General features: G+C 53.2%; 15 protein-coding genes. 2 read left to right on the top strand and 13 right to left on the bottom strand.

From position 1 onward, the window contains the following. Nucleotides 1–58: 58 nt before the first annotated feature. On the bottom strand, nucleotides 59–1,300 hold the full coding sequence (locus JOD55_RS05660) for a histidinol-phosphate transaminase (RefSeq protein ID WP_204399086.1): 1,242 nt from the start codon (nucleotides 1,298–1,300) through the stop codon (nucleotides 59–61). A gap of 82 nt (nucleotides 1,301–1,382) precedes the next feature. On the opposite strand from JOD55_RS05660, the gene JOD55_RS05655 reads away from it, so the two are divergent. Continuing rightward, nucleotides 1,383–2,120, top strand: coding sequence for a VIT1/CCC1 transporter family protein (locus tag JOD55_RS05655; protein WP_338022204.1), 738 nt, complete (start codon nucleotides 1,383–1,385; stop codon nucleotides 2,118–2,120). An 83-nt stretch (nucleotides 2,121–2,203) separates the two neighbouring features. Here JOD55_RS05655 and hisD read toward each other — a convergent pair whose 3' ends face one another. The 11 genes from hisD to hrcA all read right to left on the bottom strand — a co-directional run bounded on the left by hisD (nucleotide 2,204) and on the right by hrcA (nucleotide 14,094). Next, nucleotides 2,204–3,541: a histidinol dehydrogenase gene (gene hisD, locus JOD55_RS05650; RefSeq protein ID WP_204399084.1), complete on the bottom strand. Its 1,338-nt coding sequence runs from the start codon at nucleotides 3,539–3,541 to the stop codon at nucleotides 2,204–2,206. A 5-nt stretch (nucleotides 3,542–3,546) separates the two neighbouring features. Then, nucleotides 3,547–4,332: an isoprenyl transferase gene (locus tag JOD55_RS05645; RefSeq protein WP_204399083.1), complete on the bottom strand. Its 786-nt coding sequence runs from the start codon at nucleotides 4,330–4,332 to the stop codon at nucleotides 3,547–3,549. After that, nucleotides 4,329–5,072, bottom strand: a complete 744-nt coding sequence (gene recO, locus JOD55_RS05640) for a DNA repair protein RecO (protein ID WP_204399082.1) — start codon at nucleotides 5,070–5,072, stop codon at nucleotides 4,329–4,331. The genes JOD55_RS05645 and recO overlap by 4 nt, the downstream gene beginning before the upstream one ends. Before the next feature lie 125 nt (nucleotides 5,073–5,197). Next, the gene (gene leuA / locus JOD55_RS05635; protein ID WP_420827025.1) at nucleotides 5,198–6,985 is read right to left on the bottom strand and encodes a 2-isopropylmalate synthase; all 1,788 of its coding nucleotides are present in this window, start codon (nucleotides 6,983–6,985) and stop codon (nucleotides 5,198–5,200) included. A gap of 310 nt (nucleotides 6,986–7,295) precedes the next feature. Then, on the bottom strand, nucleotides 7,296–8,216 hold the full coding sequence (era, locus tag JOD55_RS05630) for a GTPase Era (RefSeq protein WP_204399081.1): 921 nt from the start codon (nucleotides 8,214–8,216) through the stop codon (nucleotides 7,296–7,298). After that, a complete protein-coding gene (locus JOD55_RS09345; RefSeq protein ID WP_204399080.1) occupies nucleotides 8,209–9,474 on the bottom strand; it encodes a CBS domain-containing protein in 1,266 nt (421 codons plus the stop codon). The genes era and JOD55_RS09345 overlap by 8 nt, the downstream gene beginning before the upstream one ends. A 10-nt stretch (nucleotides 9,475–9,484) precedes the next feature. Continuing rightward, on the bottom strand, nucleotides 9,485–10,006 hold the full coding sequence (ybeY, locus tag JOD55_RS05620) for an rRNA maturation RNase YbeY (RefSeq protein ID WP_204399079.1): 522 nt from the start codon (nucleotides 10,004–10,006) through the stop codon (nucleotides 9,485–9,487). Further along, nucleotides 10,003–10,971, bottom strand: a complete 969-nt coding sequence (locus JOD55_RS05615; protein ID WP_204399078.1) for a PhoH family protein — start codon at nucleotides 10,969–10,971, stop codon at nucleotides 10,003–10,005. Before JOD55_RS05615 ends, ybeY begins: the two co-directional genes overlap by 4 nt. Nucleotides 10,972–11,000: 29 nt before the next feature. After that, nucleotides 11,001–11,789, bottom strand: a complete 789-nt coding sequence (locus tag JOD55_RS05610; RefSeq protein ID WP_338022252.1) for a 16S rRNA (uracil(1498)-N(3))-methyltransferase — start codon at nucleotides 11,787–11,789, stop codon at nucleotides 11,001–11,003. Between the two features lie 95 nt (nucleotides 11,790–11,884). Then, a complete protein-coding gene (gene dnaJ, locus JOD55_RS05605) occupies nucleotides 11,885–13,003 on the bottom strand; it encodes a molecular chaperone DnaJ (protein ID WP_204399076.1) in 1,119 nt (372 codons plus the stop codon). Nucleotides 13,004–13,071: 68 nt separating this feature from the next. Then, nucleotides 13,072–14,094: a heat-inducible transcriptional repressor HrcA gene (gene hrcA / locus JOD55_RS05600; RefSeq protein WP_204399075.1), complete on the bottom strand. Its 1,023-nt coding sequence runs from the start codon at nucleotides 14,092–14,094 to the stop codon at nucleotides 13,072–13,074. Between the two features lie 213 nt (nucleotides 14,095–14,307). Here hrcA and JOD55_RS05595 point away from each other — a divergent pair, with 213 nt between their 5' ends. Then, nucleotides 14,308–15,276, top strand: a complete 969-nt coding sequence (locus JOD55_RS05595) for a DUF3097 family protein (RefSeq protein ID WP_338022203.1) — start codon at nucleotides 14,308–14,310, stop codon at nucleotides 15,274–15,276. A gap of 36 nt (nucleotides 15,277–15,312) precedes the next feature. Here the strand turns inward: JOD55_RS05595 and JOD55_RS05590 are convergent, their stop codons facing one another. Then, nucleotides 15,313–15,993, bottom strand: a complete 681-nt coding sequence (locus JOD55_RS05590; protein ID WP_204399074.1) for a hypothetical protein — start codon at nucleotides 15,991–15,993, stop codon at nucleotides 15,313–15,315. Between the last annotated feature and the right edge of the window lie 17 nt (nucleotides 15,994–16,010).

Genomic DNA, 16,010 nt, shown 5'->3' with positions numbered 1-16,010 from the left:
GGTTGCGCCTTTCTCAGAATTCCTTGCTTTTGTATAGTGCTAGGTTAGCGTTTTCAGTTTACATGTGGTCGACATGCGCCTTGTGCAGCGCCGAGAGGAAACGTTCGTTTTCGGCTGGCGTACCAACGCTCACTCGTAACCAGCCGTCCGGCCCAACTTCCCTAATCAGCACGCCTTCGTTAAGTAAATCTTGCCATGTTTGGTGACGATTAGCGATTTTGCCAAAAAGCACAAAATTCGCATCTGACAGTGCAATCTCAAAGCCCATTTCTTGCAATGAGTGAGCTAGTGAGTCGCGGTCGGCGCGGATTTGTGCCACTTGCTCCATCAATGCTGATCGATTTGCCAGGGCTGCTGAGGCGGCGGCCTGCGTGATGGCGGAAAGATGATACGGCAAGCGCACGAGCATAATCTGCTCAATGATCGATTTTGCCGCAACCATATAACCCAATCGCAATCCAGCAGCACCGAAGGCCTTCGACATAGTCCTCGTAACAATGAGGTGCTCGTAGCGCTCAAGCAGCTCTAAGGCACTAGGCACACCTGCTCGTCGAAATTCTGCATAGGCTTCGTCGACCACGACGATCGTCGCGGTGCGGCGTGCAGGAACGCCGTCGTCGTCAGTAACACAGACGTCGGTATCGCGCGTCACCGCATTGTCTCGCGTTGCGGCGCGCCGTGCAGGAACGTCGGCGGTCATGAGCGGACCAGACTCGCGTGTGAGCTCGAGAATTTCACGCAACTCAGCTTCGCTTAACGCGGTACCGGTTGGATTGTTTGGTGAGGCAAGAAAGACGACGCTCGGGTGGTGAACGTCAAGCACTCGCCGTATTTCGTCAAAATCAAGTGAGAAGTCCGGTTTGCGCGTGCCAGCAACCCACGTGCTGAATGAATCGCGTACATATTCGGGATACATCGAATAACTGGGCAAAAAACTTGCCACCACACGCTGCGGTCCAGCAAAGGCCTGCAAAATATGCATCATGATCTCGTTGGAACCATTAGCAGCCCAGACCAAATCGGGGGCAATTCGCACGCCAGACTCCTCCGCAAGGTAATCAGAGAGGTCGCACCGAAGCTTTGAAAAATCGCGGTCTGGGTAGCGGTTGAGATCTTTTATGGCCGCGGTAACGGAAGCACTGATCGCCTCGCACAGATCGCTTGAGGGCGAATATGGGTTTTCGTTCACATTAAGACGCACGGGTACGTCGAGTTGTGGAGCGCCATACGGTGATTGCCCACGTAGATCGGCACGGAAGGGCAAAAATACGTCCCGAGTTGGGTTTGTTTCTTGCTCCAAGGTAAGCCTCCCCTTGCTGGTATTAATTGAAAAAACTCAATATTTTCGAACTATGAACAATGTTAGCGCGTGTAATAATTGCGTGGATGACAATACAGATGTTGAGACTTTGGAAGTCATTGAGGCTCAAGACGGTGCGATGAATTCGCGGCTCAACTGGTTGCGTGCCGGAGTGCTCGGTGCCAACGACGGTATTGTGTCGACCGCTGGTCTGGTAGTTGGCGTTGCTGGTGCAGCCGTTAATTCCCACGCCCTTTTCGTATCTGGCGTGGCGGGTCTTGTTGCAGGCGCGCTATCAATGGCTGCCGGTGAGTTTGTGTCTGTTTCTACACAGCGCGATTCGGAACGGGCAGCGCTTGTACGGCAACGTAAAGCTATTGCGAAAGATCCGGTTGGTTCACAGCGCAGACTGGCTGGAATTATTGCCGGGCATGGAGTGTCCAAGTTTTTGGCAAGTCGTATGGCAAGTGAGTTGAGTCGTACAGATCAAGACGCCGAAGCTGCGCATGCTCGCTTTGAATTGGGCATCGATCCAGATGAGCTTACGAATCCTTGGCATGCTGCGCTTGCCTCGATGGCAGCCTTTGCGCTTGGCGCGATTATCCCGCTGCTTGCTATTTTGCTTAGCCCTACGCAGTGGGCGGTAACTATCACGGTGATTGCTGTGAGCGTTTCTTTAACGATCACTGGAGTGGTATCGGCAAAACTCGGCGAAGCCCCAGTGATACCCGCAACGATTAGGAATATTGTGTGGGGCAATATCGCCATGATCGTCACATACGGTATTGGTTCTTTGGTGGGCGGTTTGGTGCCAGCATAAAGGACTCAACCAACTCTGCTATGACGAACTACACTCGACCGATTTGCCGCTTTATTGCGCCAAATCGGTCGAGTCGCAATCATCTAAAACTGGTTGCTGATCCGCACTTCCAACGACTGCGCATGCGCCGGTAAATCCTCGTCCACAGCAACCGCAGCCAAAGCTGGATACATTCCACTCATCGCCTCGCGGGTGTATTCAATTTCCTGCACTGGCTTAATAAAGGCCATCACGTTGAGCCCCGCAGCAAAACGAGCAGTGCCACCCGTAGGCAGCACATGGTTCGATCCCGCCATATAGTCACCCAATGGAACCGGCGAAAATGCGCCAACGAAAATCGCACCTGCATTATGAATCTTCTGCGCCACGTCGCGCGCCTGCGCGGTGTGAATCTCTAAGTGTTCAGCGCCATAAGCATTAGCAACCTGCACCGACTGCCCCAAATCACTTGTGATAACCACACCAGACTGCGGTCCACTCAAAGCCGTACGCACACGCTGTGAATGCTTAGTCTGCGCAACTTGCTGCTCTAATGCTTCCTCTACCTTGGATACTAAATCGAGCGAATGAGTAATCAGTACCGAAGCAGCGCAAGGATCGTGCTCAGCCTGAGAAATTAAATCAGCAGCCACATACTCGGGGCATGCCACTTCATCAGCAATAATAGCGATTTCCGTAGTGCCAGCTTCGGCGTCAATTCCCACCACGCCATGCACTGCACGCTTCGCCGCCGCCACATAAATATTGCCTGGTCCGGTCACCACATCTACAGGCTCGCACAGCACCTCGCCGTCTACCTGCACATCAGCACCGCGTGCGCCATAAGCAAACATCGCAATCGCTTGCGCCCCACCCACGGCATACACTTCCGAAATGCCCAACAGCTTACACGCCGCCAAAATTGTGGGGTGTGGCAATCCACCAAATTCTTTTTGAGGTGGCGAAGCCAAAGCGATCGTCTCCACGCCTGCTACCTGCGCTGCCACCGCATTGTGAATCACCGACGAAGGATAAACTGCTAAACCACCAGGCACGTACAGACCCACGCGCTTCACCGGAATCCATCGTTGGCGCACCACGCCACCAGGCACGATCTGCGTCTCTTGCGGTTGCGGTAACTGTGCCTCATGTCCACGGCGATTGTGGTCAATCGACATCAACAAAGCCTCACGCAGATCGGCGCTCAGCTCTGCCTCGGCGCGGTCAAGCGCCTCTTGTCGCACACGCAGATACTCAGGACGCACGCCGTCGAAACGCTCGGCCAGATCACGTAAGGCAACCGCACCGGCGTCGCGAACAGATTCAATAATCGGAGCCACTGCCTCCAAAGCACGCTCGATATTCAACTCTGCACGCGGCAAAGCCTGCGCAAGCTCCGCCTGCGTTAAGTTACGTCCGCGAAGATCTACCTGATTGAGCATCACAGTTACCTTTCCCTCACCGTATCAACGGCCGTACCAAATCTGCGGTCACGGTTAGCGTACCGGCAAATGCAATCCCACAGATGCCGACGATCAAAATCTGGCCACGGCACATCCACAAACATAAACTCCGCATAACTCGACTGCCACAACATAAAATTCGAAATGCGCTGCTCGCCACCAGTGCGAATAAACAAATCCACTGGTGGAAGCTGTGGCTGATAGAGGTTGCGTGAAATAGTCTCTGGGGTGATACGATCCGCTTTCAAGTCACCGCGTGCCACCCGAGCTGCAATATTGCGCACCGCGTCCGTCACCTCGGCCTGGCCGCCGTAGTTCACACAAAAATTCACGGTGATGACGTCGTTCCCCCGGGTGAGTTCCTCAGCTTCTTTCAGCTCTTTTATTACAGACTTCCACAGGCGCGGCTTCCTGCCTGACCACAGGATTTTCACGCCCCACGAGTTGAGCTCATCCCGACGCCGATGGATTACGTCGCGCGAATAGCCCATGAGGAACGCTACTTCTTGCGGTGAACGCCGCCAGTTCTCGGTGGAAAAAGCGTAAACGGACACCACCCGCACGCCCACTTCTATTGCGCCAGCTATCACGTCCATCAACGATAGCTCACCTGCTTTATGCCCCTCAGTGCGTGGCAAGTTGCGCGCATTTGCCCAGCGTCCGTTTCCGTCCATCACAATGGCGATATGCTCTGGCACCTGCTGGCGCTCCATCTGCGGAGCGCACTCACCCGATGAATGTGCTGGTGGAGAAATATAACTGGCGTTCATGAAATCAACCTACTATCTACATACTTCAAGGAGCGCACCTGCTTTTCCATATGCCACTGCAAATACGCGCTAATAATAGCACCAGCGCTCTTTCGGGTGGGTTCATCAGCGAGAGCCGCGATCTTCCAATCCCCTGAAATCAGTGCGCCGAGCAGCTGCCAGGTTTCGACGCTCGGAATAGCACAGCCCGCCGGGCGGCAATCGACGCAGACGGCACCGCCGATATGCACATTCAGCGCTTCATGCGGCCCTTCCACCCCGCATCGGGCGCATTCGAAAACTGCAAATTCCCATCCCGAATACTTCATCGCCCGCAAAATATAGGAATAGAGAATCAAATCTTGGTGGTGAGCACCGGTGGCCATCGCGTGAAGTGCACCGTGAAGCAGCAGGTACTGGGCAAGATCAGGATCGCCTTCTGAGGGCATCAGCTGATCAGCAGTTTCTAGCAAAGCGCTCGCAGCCGTGTAGAGATCATAATTCGTGATAATCGCGCGGTGATACTCATTGAGCGTTTCCACCTGCGTGATCACATCGAGCGTTCGCCCATAATAGAGCTGCACATCAACATGAGAAAAAGGTTCTAAGCGCGCCCCAAAACGTGATTTGGTTTTACGCACGCCTTTCGCAATGCCCCGGATTTTCCCGTGTTCACGCGAAAACATCGTGATAATACGATCTGCTTCACCCAAATCGTGGGTGCGAAGCACAATCGCTTGGTCACGATAGGTTTTGTTCATTTTTCTAGAATATCCCTAAATTGGCCAAAACACGGTATTTGAAATATCTTTTTGCGATGTTTCAATGCGGATTCGCTTAACTTTTGATCACCGTGTCACTCACGTGCCGCGCGCATAGCCACTCCTTAGCGAAGCGCCCGATTCACCGCCGACACAATCGCGTTAAATGCAGCGCGAATCGTAGAAGAATCTACGCCTACGCCCCACAAGATTTGGCCGCCGATATTGCACTCCACATACGATGCAGCCCGGGCGTCCCCACCGGCAGACATCGCGTGTTCCACGTAATCCAAAATCTCAATCTCAATGCCGAGTTGAGCAATGGCACGTACGAATGCATCAATCGGGCCATTTCCAGCCGCTTCAACCGTCCGATCTTCGCGCGCTGACTCATCTCCATCATTTAGCGCAACTGGCTGGGAAATCGTGACGGTCAAAACGGTCCGTGCGCCGTCGTCGTCAGCCCAAATATTGGTACCACGCAGCGCATACTTACCCCACGGCTGCAAATCAGGTGCCAGAGTGTACGGCAAGAACTCGTCGGTAAAAATACGCCACAGCTGGTCGGCGGTGATCTCGCCGCCAAAGCGATCCGTATAACGCTGCACGATTCTCGCCAACTCGATTTGCAAACGTCGCGGCAAATCCATGCCGTGCACGGCGGACATCAAATATGCAATGCCGCCCTTGCCAGACTGCGAATTTACCCGCACCACGGCCTCGTAGCTGCGCCCAACGTCTTGCGGATCAATCGGCAAGTACGGCACATTCCACACCACCGCGTTTTCATCGCCTCCTGCTTGGGCAACCGCTTTAGCTCGTGCTGCAAATCCCTTTTTGATCGCGTCTTGATGTGAGCCCGAGAACGAGGTATACACCAAATCACCAGCGTAAGGGGTGCGCGGCGGCACGTCCATATTCGTGCAGTGCTCTACCGTGCGCCGGATCTCGTCAATATTCGAAATATCGAGCTGTGGATCAACACCGCTGGAAAACAGATTCAAAGCCACCGTAATAAGATCGACGTTGCCGGTGCGCTCGCCGTGCCCAAACAGGCAGCCCTCTACCCGATCAACGCCAGCAAGCAAGGCTAACTCAGTGGTGGCCACACCCGTGCCGCGATCATTGTGGTTGTGGGCCGAAAGCGCCACGAATTCGCGCCGCGAAAGATTGCGACTCATCCATTCAATCTGATCAGCATAAACATTGGGCGTGCAGCGCTCGACCGTGGTTGGCAGATTCAGAATAATCTCGCGGTCGTGATCTGGTTGCCACACGTCCATCACTGCTTCGCACACTTCCAGCGCAAAATCCAGCTCAGTATCCACAAAAATTTCTGGTGAGTACTCAAATCCGGCAATCGTGGTATCGTCGAGCGTCTTTTCCATATAGGCGAGCACTTCTTGCGTGCCCGAGACCGCCAAGTGCTTCGTCTGCTCACGGTCATTATTAAAGACGACGGAGCGGAAAGTTGGCGACGTCGCGTTATACAGATGCACAGTGGCTCGCGGCAGACCCTGCAATGCGTCAATAGTGCGGTGAATAATCTCTGGGCGAGACTGTGTGAGCACTGAGATCGTCACATCTTCTGGGACGAGATCGTCCTGCACCAAGGATCGCACAAAATCCCAATCGGTTTGTGAAGCAGCCGGAAATCCCACCTCAATTTCTTTGATGCCAATGCCCACAAGCAACTGGAAAATCTTACGTTTTTGCTCGGGATTCATCGGCTCAATCAACGACTGATTGCCGTCACGCAAATCAGTTGAAAGCCACCGTGGCGCGCGAGTAATTCTATTATTCGGCCAGGTGCGATCTGGCAACGCTATCGGATTGGCATCAAGAAAATGTTGGTACTTTGAGATTGGCATCGACGAATTGCTCTGTGCCCGATTGAAACCTTGGGTTTTCATAACTCTCCTATATGTAGCTCGTTCGTGGATCGACGCCAGTTACCCGCGGAGAGGAGTCGATCTAGCGAACCTCGCCGCGGCGATTTAGAAGAAACATCCCCAAAATATACATATCTCTACCTTAAGATAAAATGCGCCGATAAGCATATTGGCTCAAATCGTGGGATATCTGCGGAAAGTAGGCGAATAGCCACGTAGGTAGTTGCCAAGGTTCAGGGCAATGGCCAGTACTTGCGCGATTGCCAGCATTCCGGCGATTGCCAGTATTCGGGCAAAAGCAAAATTTTGCGCGAGAGCGCGAGCTTGCGCTTTAGAATCCGAGCCGACCCAGCAGCTTTGGATTACGCTGCCAGTCCTTAGCAACTTTCACACGAATATCTAAGTAAACCGGACGACCCAGCAGGCGCTCGATATTGTGCCGTGCCTCTTGCCCAACTTTCTTCAGCCGCGCGCCCCCGGTACCAATCACAATACCTTTTTGCGAATCTCGTTCTACAAACACAGAAGCGTGAATAGCCAAAATCGGCTCACCTTTACCGCCAGCGCGTTCGCGTTCTTCCATTTCTTCAATGACGACGGCGATCGAGTGCGGAAGTTCGTGGCGCACGTCCGAAAGCGAGGCTTCACGAATCATTTCCGCAATCAAATCTTCTTCCGTTTCATCAGTAACTGCATCGCGCGGATAAAGCGGTGGAGACAGCGGCATTCTTTCCAAAAGCAAAGAAGTGAGCAGCTCGATTTGATCTCCCTTTACCGCAGAAATTGGCACAATTTCGGCAAAATCGGCATAAAACTCTTGTATCGAAATGAGCTTAGTTGCTAAGGCTTCTCGCGAAATTTTGTCGCATTTCGTAATCACGGCAACGATCGGTGCTTTTGTCTGCTTGACCAAATTCAAGAGGAAACGATCCCCAGGGCCGATCTTCTCATCCGCAGGCAAACACAGTGCCACACAATCGACGTCTGCCAAGGATTCGTGCACCATATCGTTCAAGCGCTCGCCGAGCAATGTGCGCGGACGGTGCAAACCAGGGGTGTCAACAATGATGAGCTGACCTTCTTCGCGATTGACAATGCCACGGATCACACGCCTCGTGGTTTCTGGTTGATTCGCAGTAATAGCGATCTTCTGCCCCACGAGCGCATTTGTGAGAGTGGACTTCCCCGCATTAGGACGCCCTACAATCGCGGTGAATCCCGCACGAAAATCCTCTGGCCACGAATCATTCATCAATATTTTCCTCTGGTGCTAGTGAAGCAATAATTGTTGCAAGACGTTTACGTCTGCCTTCAAAACGATCTGCTGCCAATTCTAAGCCCTGCACTTTCGTGCGCGAACCCGTAATCGGAACCCGACCCAAAGCTTTCGCAAGCAGACCACCGGCGGTGTCTACATCGTCGTCTTCAATACTCAAACCGAAAAGCTCGCCCAAATCATCAATCGGCAAACGTGCAGGTACACGGAACGTACCATCGTCCAGAGCCTCAACTTCTGGATGAGCCACATCGTGTTCATCAACCATCTCACCCACAAGCTCTTCAAGCAAATCCTCGATGGTCACTAAGCCAGCAATGCCGCCGTATTCGTCCACCACAAGTGCAATATGCACCGAATTCGCCTGCATCTCGTGCAAAAGCGCATCGACCATCTTCGTTTCAGGCACGAACACAGGCTTGCGCATCACGTCTGCCACGGTGATCTCTTTGGGATTGACGCGATGGTGAACGCGCCGAATCGCGTCCTTAAGATAAAGCACGCCACGCAGATCGTCCACCGAATCGCCAATCACCGGCACGCGCGAAAAGCCTGACCTCGCAAACAGCGAAAATGCCCGATCCACGGATTCATCCTCGCCAATCGAAATCATATCCGTGCGCGGAACCATCACTTCGCGCACTCGCGTGCGGGAAAGCTCGAACACCGAATGAAGAAGCGAGCGCTCGTCGTCTTCAATCGCTTCGGATTCTGAAACGCGCTCCACCATCAAAGCGAGCTGATCTTCGTTTTCGTTCTCTCGCTCTTCGTCGTCCACCGCTTCTCGACGACCCACAAACACGGCCGTGAGCTTAGTTAATGCCCACAAAAGATAATTGACGCTGCGGATCACTCCCAAGGGGTGTTTACGGCCAAAAGAACCAGGGAATATAAAAGACACAATCGCACTGCCAGCAGCAATAACAGCGAGTGAAAGCGCGAGCAAAAGCCAAAAATTTTGTGTGAAACGATTGAGAGCAGCAGCGGTGGAAATAGCGAAAATAGCAGCAAAAATAACGCGGGCGCCGTGGGTTGCCGTGATAGCGCAAACGCGCTCATGCACGATTTTCGCAATGTACTTACCGCCCACACCCTGCGCTGCAGCTTCAGCAGCTTCGGAGCGAGTTAGCCGATTGACCGCAGTCGCAATAACGCCCGTATACGACATCGCACACAGCGAGAGCACAGCAATAATAATTTCCACGCTGAGCGGGATCGAAGCAAAATCACTCACAGTACGTCACCTAATCAATGGTTGGCGCGATGTCGTCGATGTCGCCAAAATCGCGAATAGGCTCGTTCGGGTTTTGCGGTTTGCGAGCCAAAAAGCTCAAAAGCAAGCGGCGTTGCAGATCAAACATTTCTTTGCGCTCGTCCTCTTCCTCATGGTCATAACCGAGGAGATGGAGCACGCCATGCGTTGTGAGCAGCAGAATTTCTTCCATAGTTGCATGCCCAGACCGCAAAGCTTGCCGCGCAGCAACCTGTGGGCAAATCGCAATATCGCCCAAAATTCCCTCAACCGGCTCTTGCCCTGGCGGAGTTGGACGCAGCTCATCCATCGGGAATGACATCACGTCAGTTGGGCCTTCCAAATCCATCCATTCGACGTGCAGCTGTGCCATCGCAGATTCGTCAAGCAGCACAATGTTGAGGTCTGCCTGCGGATGCACGCGCATCTGGTCGAAAAGCCAGGTTCCTAATTCGGAGATTTCCTCCAGATTCGGAGCCGGCTCAAACGACGATTCATCATTAACTTCAATCATTGTTCATCATTCCATCGAGCATAGGCGTCAATAATATCGGCCACTAGGCGGTGACGCACGACGTCTGCCGAACCGAGTTCAGAAAACTTGATTCCATCCACTTCCCGCAAAATGCGGCGCACTAGTAGCAGACCCGATTGTACTTTACCGGGCAGATCAATTTGAGTGATGTCGCCAGTAACTACCATTTTCGAGCCAAAGCCAAGGCGGGTTAAGAACATCTTCATCTGCTCGGGAGTGGTGTTTTGCGCCTCGTCCAAAATAATGAAAGCATCATTGAGCGTGCGCCCGCGCATATACGCCAGCGGCGCTACTTCAATAGTTCCCGCTGCCATCAGCTTTGGAATCGCGTCAGGATCCACCATATCGTGCAGCGCATCGTAAAGCGGACGCACATAAGGATCAATCTTGTCGTTGAGTGAACCAGGCAAGAAACCGAGTGATTCTCCAGCTTCCACAGCAGGGCGCGTCAAGATAATGCGCGAGACTTCTTTCTTTTGCAAAGCAACCACTGCCTTTGCCATGGCAAGATAGGTTTTACCTGTACCAGCTGGGCCGATGCCAAAAATCACGGTATTTTCATCGATCGCGTCCACATAAGCTTTTTGACCGAGTGTTTTAGGCCGAATCGTCTTGCCGCGCGCCGTCAAAATATCGGCGTTGAGCAGCTCGGTTGGTCGTGTCATCCCGGATTTCGTCATAGAAATTGCCCGCTCCACGGCATCGACCGTCAGGTGCTCTCCCAGCGATACGACGGCGATCAGCTCCGAAATCAACTCAATAGCTAGATCGACGTTCGCCGCATCCCCGGTGATTGAAATCGAGTGCCCACGCACATGCAAAGTAGCAGGTGCAAGGCCTTTTTCAAGAACTCGCAAAACTCCATCGCTGTGACCAAGCAAGCTGATCATGGGAATTCTATCTGGAACGGTAACTGTTCGCTGTATGTGTGCGTCGTTCGTCATCAATTCAATCTTACCTCAGATCGCGAGATCTAAGCGTCACTGAAAGCCCGCAAAACGGCAATTGCCCACGATCCAGCCGTAGCGGATCGCAAAACGTGTTGACCAAGCAGCACAGTTTGCGCACCGGCAGCCGTAAACATCGCAATCTCCTCCGCAGTAATTCCGCCCTCCGGCCCCACAATTACACTCACATGAGCAGGCAGTAAGCGCATGCCTGTCGCAGTTTTTGAAGGACGCCCCTGCTCTGAGCGCAACTGTTGCAAGCTCTGCACTAAAGAAACCGTTGCTTCTTCATGACACACAAATACGAGGCCGCCATCTGCTACCCACTGAGCTATTTTTCCAGCTAGTTCGCGCGATTTGAGCACTTCGCTCACCACGGGCACATAAGATCGCCGCGATTGCTTGGCAGCCGCATCAGCCGTAAGCTGCCATTTTGCAGCTCCCTTAGCTGCTTTGCCAGATTGACTCCACGTAACGATCGCCCGCTGTGACTCCCATGGAATTACCTCATCTACACCAAATTCGGTAGACGTTTCCACAGCTTGCTCATCGCGCCCACCTTTAGCGAGCGCCTGCACCAAAGTAATCGCAGTATCGGGCCGAGATTCTTGCACTACCTCTCGAGCAATACCGGCGAGCTGGCTTTTCGCAACGTCATTGACTTCGATCCTCACCCGCAAACCTTGGGCGTTCACCACGTCAATAAGCTCCCCGCAGCGCGTGCGACGCACAGTGGCTGCGTGGCGAGCTTCCTCACCAGAGAGCACGACGACGTCGCCCACCTGGGCAAACGTCATGTTGCGGTCTATATACACAGGTAGCGTCACTGTATGCCGCCTAAATCAGCTGGATGCGCTGCCGACGACGCGGGCAAAAAGAGCAAAGAGAACGCATTTTTTCCAAGCATGAGTTAGATCCCCATAAACTTATCTTTCAGGCGCGAAAACACCGAACCAGTTTCAGAAATCATTCTTGCCCCTGGCGATTCTTCTCCGCGCAACTTAGCTAGCTGCTCAATCAAGGCGCGCTGCTCGTCGTCGAGCTTAGTTGGAGTTTTCACCTGAACGGTAATCTTAAGATCGCCACGGCCGCGGCGATGCAAGCGGCCAACACCCATACCGTCGAGCCGCACCTCCGTACCAGACTGCGTACCTGGTGCAATATGTACCTTTTGCTCACCATCAAAAGTATCGATATCAAGCTCAGTGCCCAACACCGCACTCGTCATCGGAACTTCCAGCGTGGCGTGCAGATCGTCACCGCGCCGCACAAATACCGGATCTTTCTCCACATAAACCTCAGCGAAAAGATCGCCTGGCATACCACCGGCTACACCGGCGTCTCCCTGCCCAGTGAGCCGAATCCGCATGCCCTCTTCAACACCGGCCGGAACTTTCACAGTGACTGACTTCTTCGAACGCACGCGTCCCTCACCAGAGCACTCCCCACATGGGGTGACGATCTGCGTGCCGTAACCTTGACAAGCACCGCAAGCGGACGTCGTCATCATCTGACCGAAAAGCGAATTGGTGACTCGCTGCACCGAACCTGAACCGCCACACTGTACACACGTCACCGGTTGCGTGCCCGGCGCCGTCATCATGCCCCGACACTCCGGGCACTCAGCAGCAACATCAACAGTGATGGGTTTATCTACTCCGAAGACGACGTCCTCCAGAGTGAGATTCATGCGCACGAGCGAATCGGCACCGCGCTGAGCTCGAGAAATTGGTCCACGTTGAGCTGCGCCACCGCCGAAAAAGGTTGAGAAGATATCTTCAAAGCCAAAGCCGCCTGCCGCCCCGGCGCCCCCACCACGCAACGCATCTTCGCCGCCCATGTCGTACATGCGCCGCTTTTCTTCATTAGAGAGCACATCATAAGCGCTGGTCACATCTTTAAAGCGCTCTGCACCATCAGGGCCAGCCACATCTGGATGAAGTTTACGCGCTAACTTGCGATACGCTTTTTTGATATCTTCTTGCGAGGCGTCTCGCGACACACCAAGGATTTCGTAGTAGTCGGCCACTGAATGCTTTACCTATCTTTACTGTTGTTCTGTCTGTATTAAAAATCTGATCTTGTGCAAAAGTCTTGCTAGTTTTGCCGCAAAATCTCCGACAAATACGTCGCAATCGCATGCACACTCGATATCGCGCCTGGATAATCCATCCTCGTTGGGCCAATAATTCCCAAGCTGGCAATCGTCTGATCTGCGGTATTGCCATAGCCGGAGGACACAATTGACGTTTCAGCCAGCTCCTCGGCATCGTTTTCCTTGCCAATTCGCACATGCAGCCCTTCACCCTGCTTGGCCAGCAATTTCATCAACACCACTTGCTCTTCGAGCACGTCAAGGATCGGAGCAATCGAATTATGAAATTCCACGTTATAACGGCTGAGATTTCCGGTTCCAGCCACCACCACGCGCTCTTCAACCTCATTGAGCAGGGCGCCTTGCAAGACATCCACAATCTTTCGAGCAAAATCCTGGATATGCGCTGGACACTGCTCAAGAAGTTTAATTGCAGCTGAACCCAAAGCCTTTAGTTGCAGTCCGGTTAAATGCTCGTTGATAGCCAGGCGCACATCATCGAGAGTTGCATCATTGACCGGCTGCGTATGCTCGATAGTGCGTTGCTCCACACGCCCTGCATCAGTGATCATCACAATGAGAATCAGCCGTTCAGTGAGCGTCACAAGTTCAACATGGCGTAATGTGGTACGCCGTAAAGACGGATACTGCACTACCGCAACTTGTTGAGTGATCTGCGCCAAAAGCCGCACGGTGCGATCTAAAACGTCGTCTAAATCCACGGCTTCGCGCAAAATTCGCTCAATAGCGAGCCGCTCACCAGCAGAAAGAGGCTTTATCTGCGCCAGCGAATCAACAAAAGCTCGGTATCCAGCATCAGTTGGGATGCGACCAGCAGATGTGTGAGGTTGCACGATTAGTCCGGCTTCTTCCAGCTGCGCCATATCGTTGCGGATCGTGGCTGGGGAAACGTGTAAGCCGTGGCGTTCCACCACCGCTTTTGATCCCACAGGTTCCCTCGTGGAAACGTAATCTTCCACGATTGCGTTGAGCACGATTCGACGCCGTTCGTCTGGTGTTCCCATCAAGGTCCCCCTTTCAACGTCCCACAGTTTCACAGTTTCACAATTCCACAGTTTCACAAACAAGTTTGAGCAATTACCCAAGCTCGGCAATAACCTGAACATTGCACTCAAAGTATCCGAGTGCTAATTCTACGCTTTTCTGACCCCAACACGCATCTGCGCAACGTCCGATTGGTCACCCCTTTTTCGCGTCCGGTGATTTAATCTAGTGTGGTGAACTCAAGATTTACCAACCGCCACCCCTCAGGGCGCGAAATTCATCGACACCAAGACGCCGAGGCACCCGCACCGATTTTCCGCAATGCGAACGATCGCTATGGAGACGACGTTCTCACAGCTGATCCCTTACGCAAACCAAAGCCCCGCCAGATTCACGCTGAAGTTGGCTTGCTTTTAGAGGACGTTCAAACTGGCTACGTTGGTGAAGTAGTTCGCGTACACAAGGTCGCAGGACAGTGGCAGATGGTGCTCGAAGATGGAAACTTCAAACAGCGTTCCTTTCCACTCGGCCCCGGTTTTTGGCTTGAAGGCCAGCCCGTCGTCGTCATCGAACCGAAAGCGCAGCCACAACGAAACGGATCGCGGCAATACAACGGAACGCAGCCGCGCGTCGTCGCAGGAAAATACGTCACTGCATCGGGATCATTGCACGTCGAACACAAGGCGAGGGTGGCACGCCCATCTCGAATCTGGGTTGAGGGCAAACACGACGCCGAGCTCATTTCGAAAATATGGGGTGAAGATCTCGCTTATGAGGGAATCATGATCGAAGAGCTGTTTGGAGCCGACCACCTGATGGACGTGCTCAAGGTATTCTCCCCCTCAGACCAACACCGCGCAGGAGTGCTGCTCGATCACCTCCTGCCCGGAACGAAAGAATGGCATATTGCCCAAGAAGCAATGAAACTTCCGGGCGTGCTTGTGCTCGGCCATCCGTATATTGACGTGTGGCAGGCCGTAAAACCGCGCACTATAGGCATTTCGAGCTGGCCAGATGTGCCGCGCGGTGAGGATATAAAAATCGGCACTCTCGCACGGCTCGGTTGGGTGCACGCTGACGCGCACGACGTCGGGCTCGGCTGGCAGCGCATTCTCGATTCGGTAAAGTCCTATACCGATCTCGAGCCGGCGTTGCTCGGCAGAATGGAAGAGCTGATCGATTTCGTGAGCGCCGGGCTATAGGTGTTAAAACCGCAGCTATTGACGCAGCACCCAGCGCTATAACTTCACGATCTGCGCCAGCGCACTTTTAATCGTTTTAATCTCCGCAACCAATTCTGAATCAAAGTCCTGAGCTGGAATAATTGCACTTGCAGTATTGCCATTGGTATAGATTGCTACCACGTTTGCCTGGGAGTTTGCCCATTCCAGCAGCGCAGAATCTTCGTGCAGCTCAGCTGGGCTTTGCGTGGTATAAAAACTCCAGCGCTTTTGTGAGGCTTCGAGTGGCTGCGACGCTTTTACCGGCATCGGCGTCGGCATAAAACCAACTGGAAGCGTAAATGAATCGGTAACGCAAAGGATTTGCCCGAATGTTTTCTCACTGCCGTCTGCCAAAAGTGGCGAATCCACGGTGATAACTTGATATGCGTCCTGCTCACCAACAAGAACACGCGCACTTCGCCAGTTCTGAGCAGAGCGTCCACTCATAGCATCATGAGCAGCGGCATTGACCAAAAAGGGCCACAGTGAAACATCTGGCTGTTCACCAATGAGGAATAAGCGCGCGTCTTTCACGATATCTTTGTGCGAAATCTTCTCTTTGCGTAACTGTGCAATGAGTCGAGTACGCTCGTCCCAAGCGCCGCGCGTCTTCGGTGAGAGCCCAATAAAGAGCGCCCAACCTAAAGTTCCTGCAAAAAGCACGATCAGCAAGACTTTTATGTACATATCGCCCATAAGCTTCTCAACTCCTC

It is taken from the genome of Arcanobacterium pluranimalium, assembly GCF_016907845.1.
Taxonomy (GTDB): Bacteria; Actinomycetota; Actinomycetes; order Actinomycetales; family Actinomycetaceae; genus Arcanobacterium_A; species Arcanobacterium_A pluranimalium.
The sequence above is the reverse complement of the archived record's forward strand: the minus strand, read 5'-3'. Positions and strand labels throughout refer to the sequence as shown.

Coding starts and splice junctions, on each gene's coding strand:
- hisD (WP_204399084.1), bottom strand. CDS start 3,541: ATGCTCAATCAGGTAGATCTTCGCGGACGTAACTTAACGCAGGCGGAG.
- JOD55_RS05645 (WP_204399083.1), bottom strand. CDS start 4,332: ATGAACGCCAGTTATATTTCTCCACCAGCACATTCATCGGGTGAGTGC.
- recO (WP_204399082.1), bottom strand. CDS start 5,072: ATGAACAAAACCTATCGTGACCAAGCGATTGTGCTTCGCACCCACGAT.
- leuA (WP_420827025.1), bottom strand. CDS start 6,985: ATGAAAACCCAAGGTTTCAATCGGGCACAGAGCAATTCGTCGATGCCA.
- era (WP_204399081.1), bottom strand. CDS start 8,216: ATGAATGATTCGTGGCCAGAGGATTTTCGTGCGGGATTCACCGCGATT.
- ybeY (WP_204399079.1), bottom strand. CDS start 10,006: ATGATTGAAGTTAATGATGAATCGTCGTTTGAGCCGGCTCCGAATCTG.
- JOD55_RS05615 (WP_204399078.1), bottom strand. CDS start 10,971: ATGACGAACGACGCACACATACAGCGAACAGTTACCGTTCCAGATAGA.
- hrcA (WP_204399075.1), bottom strand. CDS start 14,094: ATGGGAACACCAGACGAACGGCGTCGAATCGTGCTCAACGCAATCGTG.
- JOD55_RS05590 (WP_204399074.1), bottom strand. CDS start 15,993: ATGGGCGATATGTACATAAAAGTCTTGCTGATCGTGCTTTTTGCAGGA.